We start from the raw sequence: 21,926 nt of genomic DNA, 5'->3' as shown, positions 1-21,926 counted from the left end.
CATATTTAAATCGTCAAGCACCTTAAAACCACGATGAAGATCGTAACAACAATATAGATTGATTAAGGAAGTATTAATGGGTACTCAATTCCGAATGGATTCTGTACCGGGTTCACTTGTTGTTGTTGGAGGCACATACGAACCTTGGCTTGCAGTGTTAGAGCAGGTAGGTTGGCGTTGCCAGCGATGTGATGACCTTCGTGAAGCACAAACATTGTTCTCAGAGATTGGTCCTTGCATTGGGATTGTTGATTTAAGCCAAGATGAGTTCAGTCTCAATGGATTGGCTAATTTGGTCAGCAGCCACAAGCAGGTTCGTTGGCTGGCATTTATTCGGGAGTCTCAACTGAGTTCCGATACCATATGTCAGTTCATAGTAAACTTTTGTATTGATTTTTTTACTGCGCCCATACCAGACGCACAATTACTCAATACAATTGGCCACCAACTTGGAATGCTGAAACTGGAGAAAAAAGTTTGGCCGAGTTATGGTCAGACTAGTGATATGGGCATGATTGGGGAGTCAATGCCTATAAAGCGTCTGCGAGATCAGGTAAGAAGAATTGGACCTACCGATGTCAGTATTTTGATATTTGGGGAATCAGGATCAGGGAAAGAAAAAGTTGCTCAGGCAATCCACACGACATCGGCCCGTTCAAAAGGTCCGTTTTTCAGTGTGAATTGCGGTGCGATATCTGAGCAGCGAATGGAAATGGATATTTTCGGCATTGGCAGAGGTGACGACTGGGGAGAGTCCTCACTGCTAGAGCAAGCTGATGGAGGCACAATTCTGTTCAACGATATTTTGAACATGCCGCTATCTCAACAACAGCATTTGTTATTCTACTTACAGGAAGGAAAAGTCGAAACAAAAGAAGGGGCGAAAGAGGTTGATGTCAGGATTCTGGTTGCAAACCATTCCGACATGGAAAAAGCCCTTCTCGATGATGACTTTAACGAAGAACTTTACCACCGACTCAATGTACTGAGAATTAACGTTCCTAGTCTGAAAGAGCGCTCTGGTGATATCGCTGTACTGGCGAATCACTACCTGAACGTGTATTCCCGTGAATACAACGCTCAGGCGCGTAGCTTCTCTGATCAGGCTCTGAGAGCATTAACTCAGCACCATTGGCCAGGAAATGTTCGTGAGTTAATGAATCAGATTAAGCGCGTTGTACTGATGTCAGATTCAGTGGTTATTGAAGAGTCACAACTCGATTTACCAAAACGTGCTGACAACCAAAGAAGTTTGCGTAGCATACGAGAGCGATCGGAGAGGGATGCTTTAGTATTGGTACTGGAATCACATGATGGTCAGGTGACGCCAGCCGCAAAAGAATTGGGTGTATCACGAGCGACAATGTATCGCTTGCTGAACAAGCACAATCTGATTTCTGAAACCAGAGCATAAATCCTGATTCAGATACAAAACAAAAAGCAAGCGCTCGCATAAACTGCGAGCGTTTTTTTATCGTATTTGCATTTTCTTATGAACATATATTCTATTTTATAACTGAAACTTTAAATATTATTCCAGTGAATAAGCTTCGATCCAGTTGCATACAGTGGTATTTGCTTTATTTATAAATAAAGCAAATAACTGCTTGAATAATATCCTTTCGGGGTTAGAATTTAACCGTGACAGCAAGTCACATCAAATCACTTCTATTTTGGATTAAGTAACTCAGGGAGGCACAAAATGCTAATCATTTTCAAAGCACAGCAAACTTGTGTCGCCACCGATATGGGCAATACCACCAACGTTCGTGGTAGTGAACTGCCTACATCTGATAGTTAATTAATCCGTAACCTTTCAGGCTGCGGGTAAGCGGTCTGACTGGGAAAGTCTCTTTTATTGAATCCTGTTTTTCCGATCGCTTTATCCAGCCTGTTTTACAATCTGGAGAAAAGTTATGCGTCACTCAATTTACATTCAACTAGCAACTTTATTAGTTAAAGCCGATATCAAACGCGAAGAGCGAGCCTGGAAACGTCGTGTTGCGAGAGCACAGCAAAACATTCCATGGCACAACGCCCACCTGTTGCAAGATATTGGTCTTGACCCAGACGGTCGTCTAGTGGGTGCGAATGAGCAACCCTCAGCTACAGCAGAACGCCGTGTTCGTCATCTTCGCCGACTAATACGAACGCGAATTCCAACGTAGTAAAAGGGGCTAAGCAGGTAATCTGCTTAGCCCCTCCAATCAAAAAATTTCCTGTCAATCAGGGACAAGGGTTGGAGTATTGCACTCCAATCTCTTGTAGAGAGTTCAGCAACTCTTCTGACAAATTCACGTCCAAGCTGTCAATGTTACTCTTCAACTGATCCATAGTGGTTGCTCCAATGATGTTGGAAGCAACAAATGGACGTTGATTAACAAACGCTAATGCCATCTGAGCCGGATCTAGCCCATGTTCTCGGGCAAGATTGACATAAGCTTCCGTTGCTTTGATGCCATTGGGGGTAAAGTATCGAACGAAGCGTTCAAAAAGAGTACAACGAGCTCCATCTGGACGGGCATCATTTAGGTACTTTCCACTTAACACACCGAATGCAAGAGGCGAATACGCCAGTAACTCGACGCCTTCGTGGTGAGCGATTTCAGACAGCCCAACTTCGAAAGTTCGATTCAACAGGTTGTAAGGATTCTGTATAGAAACCGCTCTTGGTAATCCATGCTTTTCGGCTAGCCTTAGATAACTCATGACTCCCCAGGGCGTCTCATTCGAAAGCCCGATATAGCGAACTTTCCCTTGCTTAACAATGTCTGCAAGCGCTTCGAGAGTTTCCAGTATCGGTGTATCGTGTTGCTCTTCCGGATAAGGGTAATTGAGTTGACCGAAGCAGTTGGTTTGGCGCTCTGGCCAGTGGATTTGATAGAGATCGATGTAGTCTGTTTTTAGTCGGCGCAAACTGTCATCGACGGCTTGGTGGATGTTACGCCAGTCTAACGCCATGTTGTCCCTGATGTAGGGAATGCCACGCGGTCCTGCTACCTTTGTCGCGAGCACTATTTTTTCGCGTTTACCGGATTTTTCAAGCCAGTTCCCAATGTATTCTTCTGTTCTTCCTTGCGTTTCTTCTTTGGGAGGAACTGGGTACATTTCTGCGGTATCAATAAAGTTGATGCCTCTTTCCAAGGCGTAATCAAGTTGAGAGAAAGCTTCAGCCTCGGTGTTCTGTTCACCAAAGGTCATGGTTCCTAAACACAACGGACTGATTTCAAGAGTTGAATGCGGTAACTTCCTTAATTGCATAAACATTCCTCGTTTTTCTTCCACTATAAACTGATTGTTATGGCAGCGGTCAAGTAAAAACTAATAATGACTTATTTAACAATAACTCAGTTGTTGACTATGCTTTACAAACCCCATAACAAAAATGCATGGTTCGAATGCCAGCCAAGGAAGGGAAAATGCAAAGAGAACAACTGAATCACTGGGTGCACGCAAAGCATATTGAACAAGGTAAAGAGCCCAAAATATTCGTCATCAGTTGTGCCAACCTGTCTAGCTATTTGCTCGCTGTGGAATACAAACACAAGCTTGAACCCATTAAAGGTAAAAATGAACCCCTGCACTTTGATTCACTGGAACTGGTGAAAGCTGCATTACATAAAATGGGAGTTCATACTGCCTATCTAAGATTACACAACGTTTACGATGAATGTGGTGAGACTGGTGTTGCTCCATATCATGATATCGAGCTGGCTATTCATTAGGTGTCTCTGAAGATGTCGGCGACGCAATGTTGGCGAGAGTTATTGATCAAAAAATTGTTCGAGGATCTTTTGGGTAAAGTTTTTCTTGAGGTAGAAACCTCGAGGGAGCGTCATGATGGGCGTACCATCACTGCCATAGGCTTCAGTTAAAGCACGGCTATTGGCTGCTTTGGGGCGCAGTTGCAATGCCTGACCGTGTCGGGCAGTGATTTGTTCAACTTTTCCAAGCACAATAAACTCCATGAGTTCTTCCCAGTCGTGCCTTAAGATCTTCTCTTCTTCTTCAGTGGGTGACCACAAAACCGGGCAACCTACATGTCTGTCGCCGACTGGCAATTCTCTCTCTCCTTCGACAGGGATCCAGAGAACACGAGAGAGCTTTTGTCTGATATGGCTATGTTCCCATGTCAGCCCTTGCACACCAATGAGTGGAGCGACAGAAACAAAAGTGGTTTCAAGAGGAGTTCCTTTATGACTAATTGGGATACTTTTGAGCTCAATACCAAGATCAACAAAATCCTGTTGTGGCTTGCTACCGGCACTTGCGCCTAAATGCCATTCCAGTAACTGACCAACCCAACCTTTGTCGCGCCTTAAGTTTTCAGGAACATCCATATTGGCTTCTTCTGCTAGCTCAGAAAGTGTATAGCCGGCTATGGATAACGCTCTTTCATAGAGTTCTTGTTCTGATGTTGGAGTCGGTTTCATGGAGGGGTTATTCAGTTAAAAAACGCATGTTATCACATCTGTCAGAAGATAATCCTGAGTGAATGGATTGATCATTTAAAAAGCACTTCGGATTTCAAGGATCTTTTAATAACTTATCCACAGAAAAAATAGAAAACTCGCCAAAGCTAAAACAACTGGATCTATATTCAGGGGTTTTGTAGAACGTATTTGTTACGTTCTGGCTACATTTAGTCAGTTTTTGACCTCTTGATGTGGATAAAGGCTTGTATGGTTGATCTTTAACCGATCTGTATTTGAATAACATTTTCGTTAATCATTAAAGATAATATTAGGTGTCTATTTAATTTAACTTTTTGTTTTTATTTTATTTTATTTTGATCTGAACACTCGATTCTTGTAGTGGTACGCAGTAAGTAGATCAGGTTTTTCCCATTGTGTTCGGTTTCTTCACACACTTATTCACAGAAAAGGTGAATAAATGTGGCGCTGGTCTCATTCTTGTGTTGATAACTTGGCTTTTGATGAAAAGTTATCCAGTGCGGGCTTTGTCGCACAGAAAAAAACGCATTATGCGACATGTAAGTTTGCCCAAGTTGGGGATATGTGGAAAAATCACACTTAACAGAGATTTATATTAGAGGTTAGCCAGTGATCGATGGCGATGGTTACCGCTTAAATGTGGGAATTGTAATTTGTAACAACCATGGTCAGGTATTCTGGGCAAAACGATACGGGCAGCATTCATGGCAATTTCCTCAAGGGGGAATCGATGATGGCGAAACACCCGAAGAAGCAATGTTTCGTGAGCTGTATGAAGAAGTAGGTTTGACTCAAAAAGACGTAAAAGTCGTCGCGACCAGTCGTCATTGGTTACGCTATAAGCTACCCAAACGGCTGGTACGATGGGATTCAAAACCAGTTTGTATCGGACAAAAACAGAAATGGTTCCTGCTGCGTTTAGACTGTGATGAGTCTAAAATCAATATGCAACGTGGCAATACCCCTGAATTTGATGGTTGGAGATGGGTAAGTTACTGGTACCCCGTAAGACAGGTTGTTTCGTTTAAACGTGACGTTTATCGAAGAGCGATGAAAGAGTTTGCCACGTTGGCGATGCCGTTTCGAGAGCGGAAAGTAAAAGGTAAGCGAAAGAATCGAAGAGGATAGATTAAATGCTCACTCAGCTGCGGGATATAGTTGAACAGGTTTCCAGAGTTGAACACATTCATGAGGCATTAGATGTCTTGGTCAACGAAACTTGTCATGCCATGCAAACTGAGTGTTGCACCGTCTATTTTGCTAACGATGAATTATCCCGCCTTGAATTGATGGCGACCAAAGGTCTGAAATTCGAAGGGGACGAAATCCACATTGGTTATCATGAAGGGCTGGTGGGCTTAGTCCGAAGAACCGCCGAGCCCCTTAACCTTGCTGAAGTATCTACTCACCCTAGCTTTAAATTCTTTCCTCAACTGGGTGAGGGCATTTATCACTCCTTCTTAGGTGCCCCTATTATTCATCGAAAACAAGTGCTTGGCGTATTGGTTATTCAGCAAAAATCGCCTCGGCTTTTTTCGGAAATGGAAGAATCATTTCTCGTCACTTTGTCCGCTCAGCTTGCGGTGATCATTGCCCATGCTCAAGCGCAAGGTCACTGGCTTCTGAATGATGCCAACAGCCAGAAATTAAGCGGAATTGCGGCGTCACCTGGTGTTGCAGTCGGCGAGTTCTGGTGGGACGACACGCAGCCCAAACTTTCAGACGTTTACCCGGCCAGTACTCTTGATGTTGAACAGGAGCATGAATGGCTCGCACTGGCGATGGAAAGTGCAAAAGCAGACTTTCGCCGTTTAAGGAAGAAGCTGGACAACGATATCAACAAAGATACGTTGGCAATTTTCGATCTCTTCACCCATTTATTGAACGACCCCATGCTGCGAAACGATCTGAAAGAGCAGATCCAGAAGGGGGATCGTGCAGACTGGGCTTTGCGTCAGGTCGTAGAAACCTATTCAAACCGGTTTGCTCAGATGTCAGACGTGTACTTGCGAGAGCGAGCTCAAGACATTCGTGAACTGGGGCAGCGACTGCTTTATTTTTTGCATACCAGTGAAGTGGGGGAGCTAGAGCTCAACCAGCCCGTCATTTTGGTGGTCAATGAACTTACGGCATCTACGCTCGCTAGCCTACCCAAAGACAAGTTACTTGCTGTGATATCTATTGAGGGTGCGGCAAACTCGCACGCGGCGATTTTATCTCGTGCGCTGGGTATTCCTGCCATAATGGGAGCGAATGTCACTCCGCAAAACCTCAATGGGAAAGAAGGGATTGTAGATGGTTACAGCGGTGAAATTTTCGTTGAGCCGCCAGCGCAGTTATTGAAAGAGTATCGCTCGCTGAGAGATGAAGAATTCGAACTCTCAAAAATGGTGGAGAAAGAACTTCATCAAGAAGCGAAAACTCAGGATGACTGTAAAGTTGACGTGCTTCTTAATGCGGGTTTGAGTGCTGATACCAACATTTCTGTCAATCAGGGAGTTAATGGTGTCGGGCTTTATCGAACGGAAATCTCTTTTCTGCTTCAGCATCGTTTTCCTTCTGAAGAAGAACAACATCAGCAATATCGTCGAGTGCTCGAAACGTATCCGAATAAACCCGTAGTCATGCGGACGTTGGATGTCGGTGGCGACAAACCTTTACCTTATCTTCCTATTGAGGAAGACAACCCTTTCCTGGGCTGGCGTGGAATACGCTTTACTCTGGACCATCCCGATATTTTCCTTATCCAGCTTCGTGCCATGCTCAAAGCGAGTGATGGTCTGAACAATCTCAACATTTTATTACCCATGTTATCTGGCAACCAAGAGCTGGATGACGCACTTGCTCTGATCCAACAAGCCTATGACGAGGTGTCGCAAAGTCACAAAAATGTGTGCAAACCTCGTGTAGGCGTTATGTTAGAAGTCCCTTCCATGCTCTATTTACTGTCATTTATGGCAGATAAAATAGACTTCGTTTCGGTTGGAACCAATGACTTAACCCAATATCTTCTTGCTGTAGACCGTAACAACGCACGTGTGTCTGGCGTATATGAATCGGTGCATCCAGCCGTGATACAAGCTCTTGCACAAATCGAAAAAACGTGTCGGGCTTATAAACTCCCGGTGAGCATTTGCGGCGAGTTGGCGGGTGACCCTATTGGGGCTTTACTATTGGTTGGATTAGGGTATCGTTCTCTGAGCATGAATACCGCCAACGTAGCCAGAGTGAAATATTTGCTTCGTCAGTCCTCAGTGAAGGACCTGGAGCAATTAGCTCTGAGTGCGCTTGCTCAGCCGTACGGGCAGGCGATTTACGATCAGGTATTTGATTACTTAGAACAACGAAATCTCGCAGGATTTGTCCGGGCGGGTAATAAATAGAGGTAAACTTGAACATAGAGCTGATAATTCAATTCCTGATACTGGGAAGTGTGGTTGGGGTCTTGGCTGGCTTATTGGGAATTGGTGGAGGCTTAGTGGTTGTCCCCGCGTTGCTTTGGCTGCTCCCGGCTGCAGGAATTTCTACCAATCTCGTTATGCACATCGCACTGGCTACGTCTCTGGCCACCATCATTCTGACTTCCGGTTCTTCTGCTTTTAATCACCTTAGGCTAGGCAACGTCGATATGTTCGTTGTTAAATGGCTTATGCCTGGTGTCGTCGTTGGTGGGTTAGCTGGTTCTTTCATCGCTGAAGCGATCCCAACTCAGTACCTGATTAAAGTGTTTGGTATCATCGTCTTGGGGCTCGCCATTCAAATGCTGATGTCTCTAAAATCTTCAAACAGTCGCCCTATGCCTGCTGCCGGAACCACTTTGGGTTACGGTGGTCTTATTGGGGTCACTTCCAGTCTTGCGGGTATCGGTGGTGGTTCGTTAACAGTTCCGTTTCTTAGCCGTCATGGCGTGGAAATGCGTAAAGCGATTGGTTCGTCTTCGGTATGCGGATCATTTATTGCCATTGCAGGTATGACCGGATTTGTCGTACATGGTTTAGATGCCAGCGGGCTTCCAGAGTACAGCATTGGTTATGTATACTTGCCTGCACTATTTGGTATTGCTGCGACATCCGTGTTAACGACTCGCGTGGGAGCCAAACTGGCAACCCGACTTCCTACCGCAGTATTGAAGAAAATCTTTGCGGTATTCTTACTGTTCGTCGCTGGAAAAATGCTGTTGCCGTTTTAATTCGACTCAAATGCGGCTTCAGATTCATCACATTTAAAGAGATTTAAACATGAACCAAGGGTTTATAACCTTTCCTCAAATTGATCCTGTTATCTTTTCTATAGGACCTCTTGCCCTGCGCTGGTATGGCTTGATGTATCTTGTCGGCTTTGTGTTCGCGCTATGGCTCGCCAACCGCCGTGCTGATATGCCAAACAGTGGTTGGACGCGTGACAATGTCTCGGATTTGTTATTCGCTGGCTTTTTAGGTGTCGTGCTTGGTGGGCGTATTGGTTATGTTTTCTTCTACAATTTCGATGTTCTCTTAAGCGATCCGCTTTACCTCTTTAAAATCTGGACCGGAGGAATGTCTTTCCACGGTGGTCTTCTGGGTGTTATCGCCGCAATGGCGTGGTATGCCCGTCGAAATGGACGCACATTCTTCAGCGTTGCAGATTTTATTGCTCCACTGGTGCCATTTGGTTTGGGAATGGGGCGTTTGGGTAACTTTATGAATGATGAGCTTTGGGGACGTGTTACTGACGTACCTTGGGCTGTATTGTTCCCAAGCGGTGGATACCTGCCTCGACACCCATCTCAGTTATATGAGTTTGTACTTGAAGGTGTGGTCTTGTTCTTCATTCTCAACTGGTTTATTAAGAAGCCGCGCCCGGCAGGCAGCGTCGCTGGGCTGTTTCTGCTAGGCTATGGCGCATTCAGATTCATTGTGGAGTATTTCCGCGAGCCGGATGCGCACTTAGGGCTCTACGGCGATTGGATCTCAATGGGACAAATTTTGTCACTGCCAATGGTGATTGGTGGAGCAGCGCTGATAGGCTGGGCTTACAGCGTAAACAAACAACCTGTTAAATCAAAAATTTAAGGTCGACAGTGAAACAGTATTTAGACTTGTGTCAGCACATCGTCGATGACGGTGTGTGGATTGAAAATGAACGTACAGGTAAACGTTGCCTTACGGTAATTAACGCAGATCTTACTTATGACGTTGCCGCGAATGAATTTCCATTAGTGACTACGCGTAAAAGCTTCTGGAAAGCCGCGGTAGCAGAGCTACTGGGTTACATTCGTGGATATGACAACGCAGAAGACTTTCGAAAACTTGGCACCAAAACCTGGGATGCAAACGCCAACCTTAACGAAGCTTGGCTGAACAACCCGTATCGAAAGGGTGAAGACGACATGGGTCGTGTTTATGGTGTTCAGGGGCGTGCCTGGGCTAAGCCGGATGGCGGGCACATCGACCAACTCAGAAAAATTGTTGATGATCTCTCTAAAGGTGTTGATGACCGCGGTGAGATACTCAACTTCTACAATCCGGGCGAATTCCATATGGGGTGTTTACGCCCTTGTATGTACAGCCATCATTTCTCTTTGCTGGGTGACACTTTATACCTGAACAGCACCCAGCGTTCTTGTGACGTACCATTAGGTTTGAACTTCAACATGGTTCAGGTTTACGTTTTCTTAGCGCTAATGGCGCAGATCACGGGCAAGAAACCGGGTCAGGCGTACCACAAGATTGTTAACGCTCATATCTATGAAGATCAGTTAGAACTGATGCGCGACGTTCAGCTTAAGCGCGAACCTTTCCCTGCTCCAGAGTTTAGAATCAATCCAGACATCAAATCTCTGGAAGATTTGGAAACTTGGGTAACCATGGACGATTTTGAAGTGGTTGGTTACCAGTGCCACGACGCAATTAAGTATCCGTTCTCGGTTTAATATTCATTCTCAGATTAGTAGTCGAATACGCTAAAACGCCACTCTAAAGCACAGAGTGGCGTTTTTGTACGCAAAGCGTTTATGGTGACCTCTCAGTACTTTCGACGTATTACACATTCGTTAGAGCTCCATTCTCGACTCAATACGACTCACTCTTCAAATCTATGTCCTGATCGAAAGCCAATTTCATGGGAAGGAAACAACTTAGCAATCTGATAGTTTCGATAAACCTGAGCTCAGGGTATACCAATCACTTGCTGCAATTGATATTAGATACAATAAAAATCCCCAGCATTCAGAGAATGCTGGGAATTGAATTTTTAAATCTCAAGCTTAGGCAGTCAGTGCCAGAATCGTGCCTGGCATGATGATGAACACCGCAAGCAAGTAACCCACAACAACCGCTTTGTTTTTCATCGCCATGTCCGAGATTAGGTCTGCACCTTTGATTGGCAGCTCTCTCAGGAATGGAATGCCGTAGATGAAAATGGTCGCCATCAGGTTAAACACCAGGTGTACCAAAGCGATTTGCAATGCGAAGACCGCGAATTCACCAGATACCGCTGTAGCAGCCAGCAGAGCCGTGATACATGTACCGATGTTAGCGCCCAGAGTGAATGGGTAAACATCGCGAACTTTCAGTACACCAGAACCTACTAGTGGAACCATCAGGCTAGTTGTTGTTGAAGAAGACTGAACCAATACAGTCACAACAGAACCAGAAGCGATACCGTGAAGAGGACCACGACCGATAGCGTTTTTCAGGATTTCACGAGCACGACCAACCATCAGGCTCTTCATGAGTTTACCCATCACTGTGATAGCAACAAAGATGGTTGCGATACCAAGCAGGATCAGAGTAACACCACCAGCGACATCACCAAAGGTTGCTAGCGGCTCTTTAATTGCGCTTACAACAGGTTTGGTAATTGGTTTGATGAAGTTAAACCCTTTGATACTCATGTCACCAGTCGCCAGCATTGGAGAAATCAGCCAGTGAGAGACTTTTTCCAGAATGCCGAACATCATTTCCAGTGGTAGGAAGATAATGACTGCGAGCAGGTTGAAGAAATCGTGAATAGTTGCACTAGCGAAAGCGCGTTTGAATTCGTCTTTGCAACGAACGTGACCCAAGCTTACTAGGGTATTAGTCACGGTAGTACCAATGTTGGCACCCATGATCATAGGGATCGCTGTTGCGACGGGAAGACCGCCAGCAACAAGACCGACAATAATAGACGTAACAGTACTCGATGACTGAATCAAGGCAGTTGCGACAAGACCAATCATTAAGCCTGCAACCGGGTGAGAAGCAAATTCGAAAAGAGTTTTAGCGTGTTCTCCAGTAGCCCACTTAAAACCACTTCCTACCATAGATACTGCAAGTAATAGTAGGTAAAGCATGAAAGCCAAGTTAGCCCAGCGTAGCCAGCGAGCGGAACCCGATTGTGGCGCTGCTGTTGAAGTAGCTTGGTTTATCATATTTTTCTCCGTTGACCGTTCTCATTTGGTCGGTTAGTGAATCTGAGGGCGATACTAGAGATGAAATATTGCAGTTATATGACATTTAGGTTTAAGAATGCATTTTTTGCTATTTTTTCTACGCAACCGATAAAGCGGAATTATGGTTGGTGTAAGGTATTGATTTAAATGAATTAAAAACTTTATTTGATAGGGTTAATAATAGGGTTCTATTGCGAAAATTTGTGGATATTTGCAATTTGTCACATTTTCTCTTTATGACAGTGTCATAAAAGTCATGACTGTGTTCGGTTTTATTCGATATTTTTAATTTTATTTATCGGAAATACCGAAAACATAGTGTCTTATTATGATGCGTTGTATCATATGCCTAAGGATTTGACGGATAACAAAGCATGTCTCACTTAAATTACAACCATCTCTACTATTTTTGGATGGTATGCAAACAAGGATCAGTAACAAAGGCTGCAGATGCACTTTTTCTTACGCCGCAGACTGTCACTGGGCAAATAAAAGCTCTAGAAGAAAGAATGGATGGTAAGCTCACTAAGCGAAATGGACGCAGTGTAGAGCCAACCGAATTGGGACAGCTGGTTTTCAAATACGCCGACCGGATGTTTGGACTCAGCTACGAAATGTTAGATATCGTAAATTACAGCCAGCGTTCTAATATTTTGTTTGATGTCGGTGTGGCGGATGCTTTGTCTAAGCGATTAGTCAGCCGAATATTGATGACAACCGTGCCAGCCGATAACAGTATCCATTTGCGTTGCTTTGAATCGACGCACGAATTGCTTCTTGAACAGCTCTCTCAGCACAAGCTGGATATGATTTTGTCTGACTGCCCAGTAGATTCAAGCCAGAGCCCCGGACTCTACAGTAAAAAACTGGGAGAGTGTCGAATGAGTTTTTTCAGTTCCAAACCGTTGGAGAATGAAACCTTCCCATCAGTATTCGAAAACCGAAAGCTGTTGCTTCCCGGAAGCCGTACTTCCATGGGGCGAAAAGTCATGCAATGGTTTGACAGACAAGGTATTCAACCAAATGTTCTCGGAGAGTTTGATGACGTGGCTTTGATGAAAGCATTCGCGCAAGATCATAAAGACGCACTCTTTCTGGCTCCTAGTTTGTACAAATCTGAAGTTGGGGATGACGTTTCATTGCATCTGGTTGGAGAGATTAATGAGCTGAAGGAAGAATACTTTGTTATATTCGCTGAGAGGATGATTCAACACCCTACAGTGAAAAATCTTTGTGATGCTGATTTCATTCAGCTCTTCTATTAACAGATTTCATTGTATTACTTCACATTGTTGTAATAACATTTATTTGAATAAGGACTTCAACTGACATAACACAAATAACAAGTTGAAGATGCAGTAACTTACGTTTATAGCCCATGGAGGCTGCTGAATGAACTTACAGGAAATGGAGCAGAAATCTGCTCAAGCTGTCGTCCTCTTGAAAGCGATGGCGAATGAAAGACGCTTGCAAATTTTGTGTATGTTACACAACAACGAACTTTCCGTCGGAGAACTTTGTTCTCACCTAGAATTGAGCCAATCGGCGCTGTCTCAACACTTAGCCTGGCTTAGAAGAGATGGTCTGGTGCAAACAAGAAAGGAAGCCCAGACGGTTTACTACTCTTTGAGCAGTTCTGAGGTGCAGCAAATGATCAAGCTGCTTCACTCTTTGTACTGTGAAGATTAAAAACCTAACTTAAATTTTGCTAAGCAACTATGTTGTGCTGAGGCTTTGGTTGTATAGCAACTTGGTTGTGAGAGAGCGTTGTTAACGCATCAGGCAAATTTAAGATATAAAAAAACCGGCAGAAGCCGGTTTTTTTCGCAATTCTAAACTCGAATTAAAGAGCTTTGATTGCTGCTGCGAAGCGAGACTTATGACGAGCAGCTTTATTCTTATGAATAAGACCTTTAGTCGCCATGCGGTCTAGGATCGGTGTAACTGCAGTGAATGCAGCAGTTGCAGCTTCTTTATCGCCAGCTTCGATAGCTGCGATAGTTTTCTTCATGTAAGTGCGCATCATAGAACGACGGCTAGCATTGTGCTGACGACGTTTTTCAGCTTGGATAGCGCGCTTCTTAGCAGATTTACTGTTTGCCAAGGGTCTAACTCCCAAAAACTTTAGTTCGGTGACAATTTAAGGGCGAGGAATATCCCCTATTTGCGCCTAAATGTCAAATGATTTGTGCAAAAACCCGCCTCATCCAAACAATCTTTGGAATAGAAGGTCATCGCGGTTAAGATGGCGTGGATTCTAACAGCATTTTTATACCATTGCTAATAAATATGTCTGCCAGCCAAACTAATCGGAGGCGGCGGATATTCTATTGTATTTCTTAGGGGACATTTGTGAGTAAAAAGCTGCTCAAGTCTGGCTTGATCGTCAGTATGATGACTTTTATTTCCAGAATACTGGGATTGGTAAGGGATGTGGTCGTAGCCAATTTGATGGGAGCAGGAGCCAGTGCAGATGTCTTCTTCTTTGCAAATAAGATCCCCAATTTTTTACGTCGACTTTTTGCAGAAGGTGCTTTTTCTCAGGCGTTTGTCCCTGTTTTGACGGAATATCATGCCAGTGGTGATAAAGACAAAACCCGAGAACTGATCGCCAGAGCGTCCGGTACTCTCGGCGTCATCGTTACTCTGGTGACATTCATTGGAGTATTGGGCTCCGGTGTCATTACGGCTCTGTTCGGATTCGGCTGGTTTCTGGACTGGCTGAACGGAGGACCGTCTTCCGATAAATTCGAACTTGCCAGCTTCCTACTAAAAATCACTTTCCCCTATTTGTGGTTCATCACTTTTGTGGCTCTTTCGGGCGCAATACTGAACACCATCGGAAAGTTTGCGGTGTCTTCTTTTACGCCTGTTTTCCTCAACATCATGATCATTGGCTCCGCACTGGTTATCTCTCCGAGGTTAGAGCAACCTGAAGTGGGTTTAGCCATAGGCGTATTCCTTGGCGGTTTGGTGCAGTTTATCTTTCAAATCCCATTCCTTATAAAAGAGGGAATGTTGGTTAAGCCGAAATGGGGATGGCGTGATCCTGGAGTCGTGAAAATCCGCACTTTGATGATCCCGGCATTATTTGGAGTGTCTGTCAGCCAGATAAACTTACTGTTTGATACTTTCATTGCCAGTTTTCTTGCAACTGGATCTATCAGTTGGCTCTACTATTCAGACCGGTTGCTTGAGTTCCCATTGGGTTTGTTTGGGATTGCTATTGCAACAGTGATATTGCCCGCTCTTTCCCGAAAGCATGTGGATGCGCAGAGCGATGGATTTGCCCATACCATGGACTGGGGCGTTCGAATGGTGCTCTTGCTTGGTGTACCCGCTATGTTGGGGTTGATAGTATTATCAAAGCCGATGCTAATGGTGCTTTTCATGCGAGGTGAGTTCACTCCTCAAGATGTAGAGTTTGCCTCTATGTCGTTGATTGCCTACGCCTCAGGCTTATTGAATTTTATGCTGATTAAAGTCTTGGCTCCTGGGTATTACTCCCGTCAGGACACCAAAACACCCGTCAAATACGGCATCATAGCCATGGTATCGAACATGGTATTTAACGCGATTTTCGCGTGGTTTTATGGCTATGTCGGCTTGGCTATTGCCACGGCGCTTTCTGCTTTGGTCAATATGGGGCTTTTGTATCGTGGGTTGCACCGTCAAAAGGTATACCGTATTACCAAAGAAACCATCCTGTTCTCTTTGAAACTTATCCTTGCTGGTGGTGCTATGGTCACGGCAGTACTGTGGTTAAATCCATCAATGGACACGTGGTTGACCTGGAGCTTTGGTTACCGTTGTCTGCAGCTCGCTATGATGATAGGTGCCGGAGCGTTGGTTTATCTGATTTCGGTCGTGGTGTTAGGTGTAAGAATTCGCCACTTAAAAGCCTTATCTTAGTGAGCAGATTATTTTAGGAGCGAAACTCGCATCTTATTGCTATTTGGGTATATAATCCGTCGGTTTCGTGCACAATAAATTAAAAGAACAACGGCAAGTGAGCCTAAGCTAGAGATTTCATGGAGTTAATCCGAGGTATACACAATATTCAGCCCCGACATAAAGGGTGCGTTTTGACCATTGGTAATTTTGATGGTGTCCATTTGGGGCATCAGCAAGTGCTGAAACAGGTATCTGAGCAAGCTCGTAAGATGGGATTGCCTACCATGGTCATGACATTTGAACCTCAACCTATGGAATTCTTTGCCAGGCATAAAGCGCCGGCAAGGCTGACTCGCTTGCGTGATAAAGTCGTTCAGCTAAAAAAGTTAAATATTGAACGACTAATCTGTGTGAATTTTAATGCTGGCTTTTCCAGCCTGACCGCCGAAAGCTTTGTCAAAGATCTTCTGGTTGAAAAACTGAACGTAAAGTTCCTTGTTGTGGGGGACGATTTTAGCTTTGGAAAAAATCGTACTGGCAACTTTGAGATGCTGGAAAAATCAGGAAAAGAGTTCGGTTTTGATGTCGTTAGCACTCAAAGCTTCAAAATGAACAAACTTCGTGTCAGCAGCACCGCAATTCGCGAAGCTCTGGCGAACGATGATTTTTCCAGTGCAGAAGAGATGCTCGGTCGACCATATAGCATTAATGGTCGGGTATCACACGGGAGAAAACTTGGTCGAACCATTGGGTTCCCAACGGCGAATATCCCGCTAAAACGTTGCGTATCACCTGTATCTGGTGTGTACGTTGTTGAAGTCCATGGCATTGATGGTAAAGCATATGGAGGCGTGGCAAATATCGGTCAGCGCCCCACGGTCAATGGTGTGAGACAACAACTTGAAGTGCATTTGTTTGATTTCAATTCAAACTTGTACGGTAAACAACTGGAAGTATCATTACTTCATAAACTGAGAGACGAGAAAAAGTTCGACTCTCTTGATGCGCTAACAGCGCAAATTGAATTGGATGCTGAGGCAGCAAGGGTGTGGCTGCGTCAGCTTAATGGTTAAGTGGTTTAGTCCACCACTTAGCATAATGTCTAACTTTCGCCCAACATAACGGAATTAAGAATCGATGAGTGAGTATAAAGATACCCTGAACTTACCTGAAACAGGGTTTCCGATGCGCGGCAATCTGGCTAATCGCGAGCCAGAAATGCTTAAGCGTTGGTACAAAGAAGATCTGTACGGAGAAATCCGTAAAGCCAAAAAAGGCAAGAAGTCATTTGTTTTGCACGATGGTCCTCCATATGCGAACGGTGATATTCACATTGGTCACGCACTGAACAAGATTCTTAAAGACATTATTATTAAATCCAAAACACTTTCAGGTTTTGACGCACCTTACATTCCTGGCTGGGACTGCCACGGTCTACCTATTGAATTGATGGTAGAGAAAAAGGTTGGTAAGCCAGGTCAAAAAGTTACAGCGGCTGAGTTCCGTGATAAATGTCGTCAATACGCACAAGGTCAGGTTGAAGGTCAGAAAGAGAGCTTCAAACGCCTTGGTATTCTTGGTGAGTGGGACAAACCTTACCGCACAATGGACTTCGCAACTGAAGCCAACATCATCCGTGCGTTAGGTAAGATTGCTGACCAGGGTCACCTGCTGAAAGGCTTCAAGCCAGTTCATTGGTGTACGGATTGTGGAAGTGCATTGGCTGAAGCTGAAGTGGAATACAAAGATAAAGTATCTCCTTCAATCGATGTACGATTCAAAGCTGCTGACGAAGCCGCTCTGCTGTCTAAGTTCAACCTGACCGAAGGTCATGAAGGGCAGGGCGATATCTCCATCGTTATCTGGACAACTACACCGTGGACGCTGCCTGCGAACCGTGCTGTATGTTTACGTGACGATCTTGAGTATGTCCTAATCCAAACAGAAGGCGACGACTCATCTGAAAACAAGGCTGAGCGTATCATCGTGGCTTCTGATCTGGCGAAAGACGTCATGGATCGTGCTGGTATTGAAAACTTCCATAACCTTGGCTTTGCAAAAGGTGCGGATCTAGAGCTGACTCAGTTCAACCACCCGTTCTACGATTTCTCTGTTCCAGCTATCCTTGGTGATCACGTCACAACAGAATCCGGTACTGGTGTGGTTCACACAGCGCCAGGTCACGGTCAGGAAGACTTTGCAGTTGGTCAGAAATACGGCTTGGAAGTTGCAAACCCAGTAGGTTCTAACGGTGTGTATCTGCCAGATACGGAACTGTTCGCTGGTCAGCACGTATTTAAAGCTAACGATGCTGTGGTTGAAGTGCTGAGAGAAAGAGGCGCATTGCTGCATCACCACGCTTACGAACACAGCTATCCGCATTGCTGGCGTCACAAGACCCCAATCATCTTCCGTGCGACACCACAGTGGTTTGTGTCGATGGATCAGGCGGGTCTGCGTGCCAAAGCACTGGAAGCCATCAAAGGTGTTCAGTGGATGCCAGAGTGGGGTCAAAGCCGTATTGAAGGGATGATCGAAGGTCGTCCTGAATGGTGTATCTCACGTCAGCGTACATGGGGCGTGCCAATTGCTCTGTTCGTTCATAAAGAAACCGCTGAATTGCACCCTAATTCTCTAGAGTTAATCGAAAAGGTTGCTCAGCTTGTTGAGCAGAAAGGCATTCAGGCATGGTGGGACGTAGATTCTGCTGAGCTTCTGGGTGAAGAAGCAGACAAATACGAGAAAGTGTTGGATACCCTAGACGTTTGGTTCGATTCTGGTGTCACTCACTTCTCAGTGGTTGATTCTCGTGAAGAATACAACGGCAACAGCGCTGACTTGTATCTGGAAGGTTCTGACCAACACCGTGGTTGGTTCCAGTCATCGCTAATTTCATCCATTGCGATGAAAGGTGAAGCGCCATACAAACAAGTTTTGACGCATGGCTTTGTAGTAGACGGTCACGGTCGCAAGATGTCTAAGTCCATCGGTAACGTTGTCGCGCCGAAAGACGTGACCAACAAACTTGGTGCAGATATCCTGCGTCTATGGGTGGCTTCTACGGATTACACTGGCGAAGTCGCGGTCTCTGATGAAATCCTTAAGCGAAGTGCAGACGCATACCGTCGTATTCGTAATACCTCTCGCTTCTTCCTGGCAAACCTGAGCGGTTTCAATCCAGAAACAGATATTGTGCCAGCAGATGAAATGGTGGCATTGGATCGCTGGGCTGTAGGTCGCGCACTTGCTGCACAGGAAGAAATCATCAAAGCATACGACGAGTACAACACGCACGCGGTTATGCAGCGTCTGATGCAGTTCTGCTCCATCGAGATGGGTTCTTTCTACCTAGACATCATCAAAGACCGTCAGTACACCGCGAAACGTGGCGGACACGCACAACGCAGCTGTCAAACGGCGCTGTACTACATCGTAGAAGCTCTGGTTCGCTGGATGGCGCCTATCATGTCGTTCACGGCGGATGAAATCTGGAACCAGATGCCAGGCGAGCGTGGTAAGTTTGTATTTGCTGATGAGTGGTTCGATGGTCTGTTTGGTCTGGCTGAAGGTGAAGAGCTAAGCAACGAATTCTGGACTGAAATCCAACAAATTCGTGATGCTGTGAACAAGCAACTGGAATCTGCTCGTAATGAGAAAGTGATTGGTGGTGCGCTTCAGGCTGAGGTAACCCTTTACGCCGAAGATGCATTGGCTGCCAAAATGAACAAATTGGAAGATGAACTGCGTTTCGTGCTTCTGATCTCTAAGGCAACGGTTCGAGCGCTGGCAGACAAACCGGAATCTGCTCAGGCAACCGACGTTGAAGGTTTGTTTGTGGAAGTGAAAGCTTCTGAAGACCCGAAATGTGATCGTTGCTGGCACCATTCCCCTGACGTAGGCACAATTAAAGGTCACGAGAAGATTTGTGGTCGCTGTGTGTCAAACGTTGATGGTGACGGTGAAGTTCGTAAGTTCGCTTAATAATTGGATTGAATATGAGTGAACAAGCGGTATCGCTAAAACAATCAGGAGTCCGCTGGCTTTGGCTGGCGGTGCTCGTCTTTATTGCGGACATCGGCATCAAGTTCGTGGTGATGGAAAACATGGGTTACGGTTGGGCAAATCGCATTGAGATATTGCCATTCTTTAACCTGCTGTATGTTCATAACTACGGAGCGGCATTTAGTTTTCTAAGTGATCAAGCTGGCTGGCAACGCTGGTTTTTCACCGCAATTGCGTTTGTTGTTTCAGGTGTGTTAATACACTGGATGAGCAAACTGCCAAGTTCAGAAAAGTGGAATAACATCGCTTATGCCATGATCATTGGTGGAGCATTAGGGAATGTTTTTGATCGCCTTGTACATGGCTATGTGGTCGATTATCTAGACTTTTTCTGGGGTGACTACCATTGGCCTGCATTCAATCTAGCTGACTCTGGAATAGTACTTGGTGCCGCAATGATAATCCTTGATGGATTCCGTAAAAAGCCAGAAGAACCTGCTCAGTCATGATGGCTTAAATCGAATAACCCTAAGCGCTGTCCGTTGATTCGGACGGCGCTTTTTAATATAAAGGCTAAAAAATTGGACCGTGCGCTATTTTTTAAGTAATGCACCCAGCACCATTGCAGTCCGTATTAAAGCCAAAGCCCAATAACACAATTAAGGACAACCCTCTGTGACAACAATTACTAATGATTCGGCTGTAACGCTCCATTTTACCATTAAGTTGAACGACGGCTCTGTAGCCGACAGCACTCACAGCATGGGCAAGCCAGCTAAGTTTGCTATGGGTGATGGAAGCCTGAGTGAAAATTTTGAGAAAGCACTATTGGGCTTGGTAGAGGGCGAAAACAAAAGCATTAAGCTGGCGGCAGACGACGCGTTTGGTCAGCCAAATCCAGATAATATTCATCATATGGACAGAGCTAGATTTATCGGCGAAGAGAAAGTTGAAGTGGGCACCATCATGGCGTTTTCTGGAAAAGATGGCATGGAAATCCCAGGTATTATCACTGATATTTCAGGGGATTCGGTAACCGTCGATTTTAACCATCCTCTTGCAGGGCAAGATGTGATTTTCGAAGTCGAAATCTTAGGTGTGGAATAAGCGGTAACAAATCCCTCTATCCCTCGACTGCTGTTTGCTTGAGCAGCAATAGGGATGACGGTAAACTACGCGCCATAAAAACGATAGTACTATGAGCAATGAAATGAAAATACTGTTAGCAAACCCTCGCGGCTTTTGTGCCGGGGTTGACCGCGCCATCAGCATCGTTGAAAGGGCGCTGGAAATGTATCAACCACCAATCTATGTGCGCCATGAAGTTGTGCACAACCGCTTTGTGGTTGAGGGTTTGAAGCAACGTGGTGCTATCTTTGTTGAAGAGCTGCATGAAGTGCCAGACGATAACATTGTGATTTTCTCTGCTCATGGCGTATCACAAGCAGTAAGAAAAGAAGCCAAACGCCGCAAGTTAACGGTGTTTGATGCGACTTGCCCATTGGTAACAAAAGTACATATGGAAGTGGCACGTGCCAGCCGACGCAATATGGAAGTGGTGCTGATTGGTCATGCAGGTCACCCTGAAGTTGAAGGCACCATGGGGCAGTATGATAGTGACACCGGTGGCATGTATCTGGTGGAGACCCCAGAGGATGTTGAAAAGCTGGTAGTGAAAGATCCAACCAACTTCCACTATGTAAGCCAGACGACGCTGTCTGTAGATGAAACGGCAGACGTTATTGAAGAACTACGTCGTGTTTTCCCGGATATTCAGGGACCTCGTAAAGACGACATTTGCTATGCCACGCAAAACCGTCAGGATGCGGTGCGCATTCTGGCTACTCAGGTTGATGTGCTGGTGGTCGTCGGTTCAAAAAATTCCTCGAACTCTACTCGCCTGAAAGAGCTGGCTGAAAAGCTGGGCACGCCGGGTCACCTGATTGACTGCCCAGAGGCAATTGAAGAGCATTGGTTTGATAATGCGTCACTCGTTGGGGTAACCGCAGGAGCATCAGCGCCAGAAGAGCTGGTAAACCAAATTCTTGATCGCATTAAAGAACTTGGTGCGAACGATGTGGAAGAAGTTCTTGGACGTGAAGAGAACATGTTTTTCGAAGTGCCGCGTGAGTTACAGGTACGAGAAGTCTGAAAAATCACGA

Annotated in this window: 20 protein-coding genes; 16 read left to right on the top strand and 4 right to left on the bottom strand. The window is 45.2% G+C overall.

The features are described from left to right. Window positions 1-76: 76 nt before the first annotated feature. On the top strand, window positions 77-1,414 hold the full coding sequence (gene vpsR, locus QMG91_RS14905; protein WP_004397895.1) for a cyclic-di-GMP-binding transcriptional regulator VpsR: 1,338 nt from the start codon (window positions 77-79) through the stop codon (window positions 1,412-1,414). 502 nt (window positions 1,415-1,916) lie between these two features. Beyond that, window positions 1,917-2,168: a hypothetical protein gene (locus QMG91_RS14900; protein WP_004397899.1), complete on the top strand. Its 252-nt coding sequence runs from the start codon at window positions 1,917-1,919 to the stop codon at window positions 2,166-2,168. Window positions 2,169-2,226: 58 nt separating this feature from the next. Here the strand turns inward: QMG91_RS14900 and QMG91_RS14895 are convergent, their stop codons facing one another. Continuing rightward, window positions 2,227-3,261, bottom strand: a complete 1,035-nt coding sequence (locus QMG91_RS14895) for an NADP(H)-dependent aldo-keto reductase (protein WP_004397901.1) — start codon at window positions 3,259-3,261, stop codon at window positions 2,227-2,229. Between the two features lie 158 nt (window positions 3,262-3,419). Between QMG91_RS14895 and QMG91_RS14890 the strand changes: the two genes are divergently transcribed. Beyond that, window positions 3,420-3,725 carry a DUF6482 family protein gene (locus QMG91_RS14890; RefSeq protein WP_022607424.1) on the top strand — a complete coding sequence of 102 codons (306 nt, stop codon included), beginning with the start codon at window positions 3,420-3,422 and terminating at the stop codon, window positions 3,723-3,725. Window positions 3,726-3,764: 39 nt separating this feature from the next. On the opposite strand, the gene mutH is transcribed toward QMG91_RS14890, so the two are convergent. Next, window positions 3,765-4,433, bottom strand: coding sequence for a DNA mismatch repair endonuclease MutH (gene mutH / locus QMG91_RS14885; protein ID WP_004397904.1), 669 nt, complete (start codon window positions 4,431-4,433; stop codon window positions 3,765-3,767). A 630-nt stretch (window positions 4,434-5,063) separates the two neighbouring features. Between mutH and rppH the strand changes: the two genes are divergently transcribed. Genes rppH through QMG91_RS14860 form a run of 5 tightly spaced genes read left to right on the top strand, consistent with a single transcriptional unit; the run spans window position 5,064 to window position 10,365 of the window. After that, window positions 5,064-5,582 (top strand): RNA pyrophosphohydrolase, encoded by a 519-nt coding sequence (gene rppH, locus QMG91_RS14880; protein ID WP_004397908.1) that lies wholly within the window; start codon window positions 5,064-5,066, stop codon window positions 5,580-5,582. A 5-nt stretch (window positions 5,583-5,587) separates the two neighbouring features. After that, window positions 5,588-7,837, top strand: coding sequence for a phosphoenolpyruvate--protein phosphotransferase (gene ptsP / locus QMG91_RS14875; protein WP_281827412.1), 2,250 nt, complete (start codon window positions 5,588-5,590; stop codon window positions 7,835-7,837). Between the two features lie 8 nt (window positions 7,838-7,845). Next, complete coding sequence (locus QMG91_RS14870; RefSeq protein ID WP_022549689.1) at window positions 7,846-8,643, top strand: sulfite exporter TauE/SafE family protein; 798 nt, start codon at window positions 7,846-7,848, stop codon at window positions 8,641-8,643. A gap of 49 nt (window positions 8,644-8,692) precedes the next feature. Then, window positions 8,693-9,505, top strand: a complete 813-nt coding sequence (gene lgt, locus QMG91_RS14865) for a prolipoprotein diacylglyceryl transferase (RefSeq protein ID WP_281827409.1) — start codon at window positions 8,693-8,695, stop codon at window positions 9,503-9,505. Window positions 9,506-9,513: 8 nt separating this feature from the next. Beyond that, window positions 9,514-10,365, top strand: coding sequence for a thymidylate synthase (locus QMG91_RS14860; RefSeq protein ID WP_022593723.1), 852 nt, complete (start codon window positions 9,514-9,516; stop codon window positions 10,363-10,365). A 333-nt stretch (window positions 10,366-10,698) separates the two neighbouring features. On the opposite strand, the gene QMG91_RS14855 is transcribed toward QMG91_RS14860, so the two are convergent. After that, window positions 10,699-11,844 (bottom strand): Na/Pi symporter, encoded by a 1,146-nt coding sequence (locus tag QMG91_RS14855; RefSeq protein WP_038124790.1) that lies wholly within the window; start codon window positions 11,842-11,844, stop codon window positions 10,699-10,701. A 398-nt stretch (window positions 11,845-12,242) separates the two neighbouring features. On the opposite strand from QMG91_RS14855, the gene nhaR reads away from it, so the two are divergent. Together nhaR and QMG91_RS14845 are read left to right on the top strand one after the other, a co-directional pair. After that, window positions 12,243-13,133 carry a transcriptional activator NhaR gene (nhaR, locus tag QMG91_RS14850; protein ID WP_004397914.1) on the top strand — a complete coding sequence of 297 codons (891 nt, stop codon included), beginning with the start codon at window positions 12,243-12,245 and terminating at the stop codon, window positions 13,131-13,133. Window positions 13,134-13,260: 127 nt separating this feature from the next. Then, complete coding sequence (locus QMG91_RS14845; protein WP_004397917.1) at window positions 13,261-13,557, top strand: ArsR/SmtB family transcription factor; 297 nt, start codon at window positions 13,261-13,263, stop codon at window positions 13,555-13,557. A gap of 154 nt (window positions 13,558-13,711) precedes the next feature. On the opposite strand, the gene rpsT is transcribed toward QMG91_RS14845, so the two are convergent. Beyond that, window positions 13,712-13,972, bottom strand: coding sequence for a 30S ribosomal protein S20 (gene rpsT / locus QMG91_RS14840; protein WP_004397918.1), 261 nt, complete (start codon window positions 13,970-13,972; stop codon window positions 13,712-13,714). Between the two features lie 248 nt (window positions 13,973-14,220). On the opposite strand from rpsT, the gene murJ reads away from it, so the two are divergent. The 6 genes from murJ (at window position 14,221) to ispH (ending at window position 21,916) form a co-directional block, all read left to right on the top strand. Next, a complete protein-coding gene (gene murJ / locus QMG91_RS14835) occupies window positions 14,221-15,780 on the top strand; it encodes a murein biosynthesis integral membrane protein MurJ (protein WP_281827405.1) in 1,560 nt (519 codons plus the stop codon). Between the two features lie 119 nt (window positions 15,781-15,899). Next, complete coding sequence (gene ribF, locus QMG91_RS14830; RefSeq protein ID WP_281827403.1) at window positions 15,900-16,835, top strand: bifunctional riboflavin kinase/FAD synthetase; 936 nt, start codon at window positions 15,900-15,902, stop codon at window positions 16,833-16,835. A gap of 64 nt (window positions 16,836-16,899) precedes the next feature. Further along, window positions 16,900-19,743, top strand: coding sequence for an isoleucine--tRNA ligase (gene ileS / locus QMG91_RS14825; RefSeq protein ID WP_281827401.1), 2,844 nt, complete (start codon window positions 16,900-16,902; stop codon window positions 19,741-19,743). Between the two features lie 14 nt (window positions 19,744-19,757). Continuing rightward, the gene (lspA, locus tag QMG91_RS14820; protein ID WP_004397922.1) at window positions 19,758-20,273 is read left to right on the top strand and encodes a signal peptidase II; all 516 of its coding nucleotides are present in this window, start codon (window positions 19,758-19,760) and stop codon (window positions 20,271-20,273) included. Between the two features lie 166 nt (window positions 20,274-20,439). Next, complete coding sequence (gene fkpB, locus QMG91_RS14815; protein ID WP_022549708.1) at window positions 20,440-20,871, top strand: FKBP-type peptidyl-prolyl cis-trans isomerase; 432 nt, start codon at window positions 20,440-20,442, stop codon at window positions 20,869-20,871. A gap of 91 nt (window positions 20,872-20,962) precedes the next feature. After that, a complete protein-coding gene (gene ispH, locus QMG91_RS14810) occupies window positions 20,963-21,916 on the top strand; it encodes a 4-hydroxy-3-methylbut-2-enyl diphosphate reductase (RefSeq protein ID WP_281827397.1) in 954 nt (317 codons plus the stop codon). The last annotated feature ends 10 nt before the right edge of the window (window positions 21,917-21,926 follow it).

It is taken from the genome of Vibrio nigripulchritudo, assembly GCF_027924785.1.
Classification (GTDB): Bacteria; Pseudomonadota; Gammaproteobacteria; order Enterobacterales; family Vibrionaceae; genus Vibrio; species Vibrio nigripulchritudo.
This window is presented reverse-complemented; position numbering and strand designations above follow the sequence as displayed.

What these genes read in the sequence shown, in the direction of transcription:
- QMG91_RS14845 (WP_004397917.1), top strand. Translation starts at nt 13,261, where the DNA reads ATGAACTTACAGGAAATGGAGCAGAAATCTGCTCAAGCTGTCGTCCTC.
- QMG91_RS14895 (WP_004397901.1), bottom strand. Translation starts at nt 3,261, where the DNA reads ATGCAATTAAGGAAGTTACCGCATTCAACTCTTGAAATCAGTCCGTTG.
- lspA (WP_004397922.1), top strand. Translation starts at nt 19,758, where the DNA reads ATGAGTGAACAAGCGGTATCGCTAAAACAATCAGGAGTCCGCTGGCTT.
- QMG91_RS14900 (WP_004397899.1), top strand. Translation starts at nt 1,917, where the DNA reads ATGCGTCACTCAATTTACATTCAACTAGCAACTTTATTAGTTAAAGCC.
- nhaR (WP_004397914.1), top strand. Translation starts at nt 12,243, where the DNA reads ATGTCTCACTTAAATTACAACCATCTCTACTATTTTTGGATGGTATGC.
- ispH (WP_281827397.1), top strand. Translation starts at nt 20,963, where the DNA reads ATGAGCAATGAAATGAAAATACTGTTAGCAAACCCTCGCGGCTTTTGT.
- ribF (WP_281827403.1), top strand. Translation starts at nt 15,900, where the DNA reads ATGGAGTTAATCCGAGGTATACACAATATTCAGCCCCGACATAAAGGG.
- ileS (WP_281827401.1), top strand. Translation starts at nt 16,900, where the DNA reads ATGAGTGAGTATAAAGATACCCTGAACTTACCTGAAACAGGGTTTCCG.
- QMG91_RS14890 (WP_022607424.1), top strand. Translation starts at nt 3,420, where the DNA reads ATGCAAAGAGAACAACTGAATCACTGGGTGCACGCAAAGCATATTGAA.
- lgt (WP_281827409.1), top strand. Translation starts at nt 8,693, where the DNA reads ATGAACCAAGGGTTTATAACCTTTCCTCAAATTGATCCTGTTATCTTT.
- ptsP (WP_281827412.1), top strand. Translation starts at nt 5,588, where the DNA reads ATGCTCACTCAGCTGCGGGATATAGTTGAACAGGTTTCCAGAGTTGAA.
- vpsR (WP_004397895.1), top strand. Translation starts at nt 77, where the DNA reads ATGGGTACTCAATTCCGAATGGATTCTGTACCGGGTTCACTTGTTGTT.
- mutH (WP_004397904.1), bottom strand. Translation starts at nt 4,433, where the DNA reads ATGAAACCGACTCCAACATCAGAACAAGAACTCTATGAAAGAGCGTTA.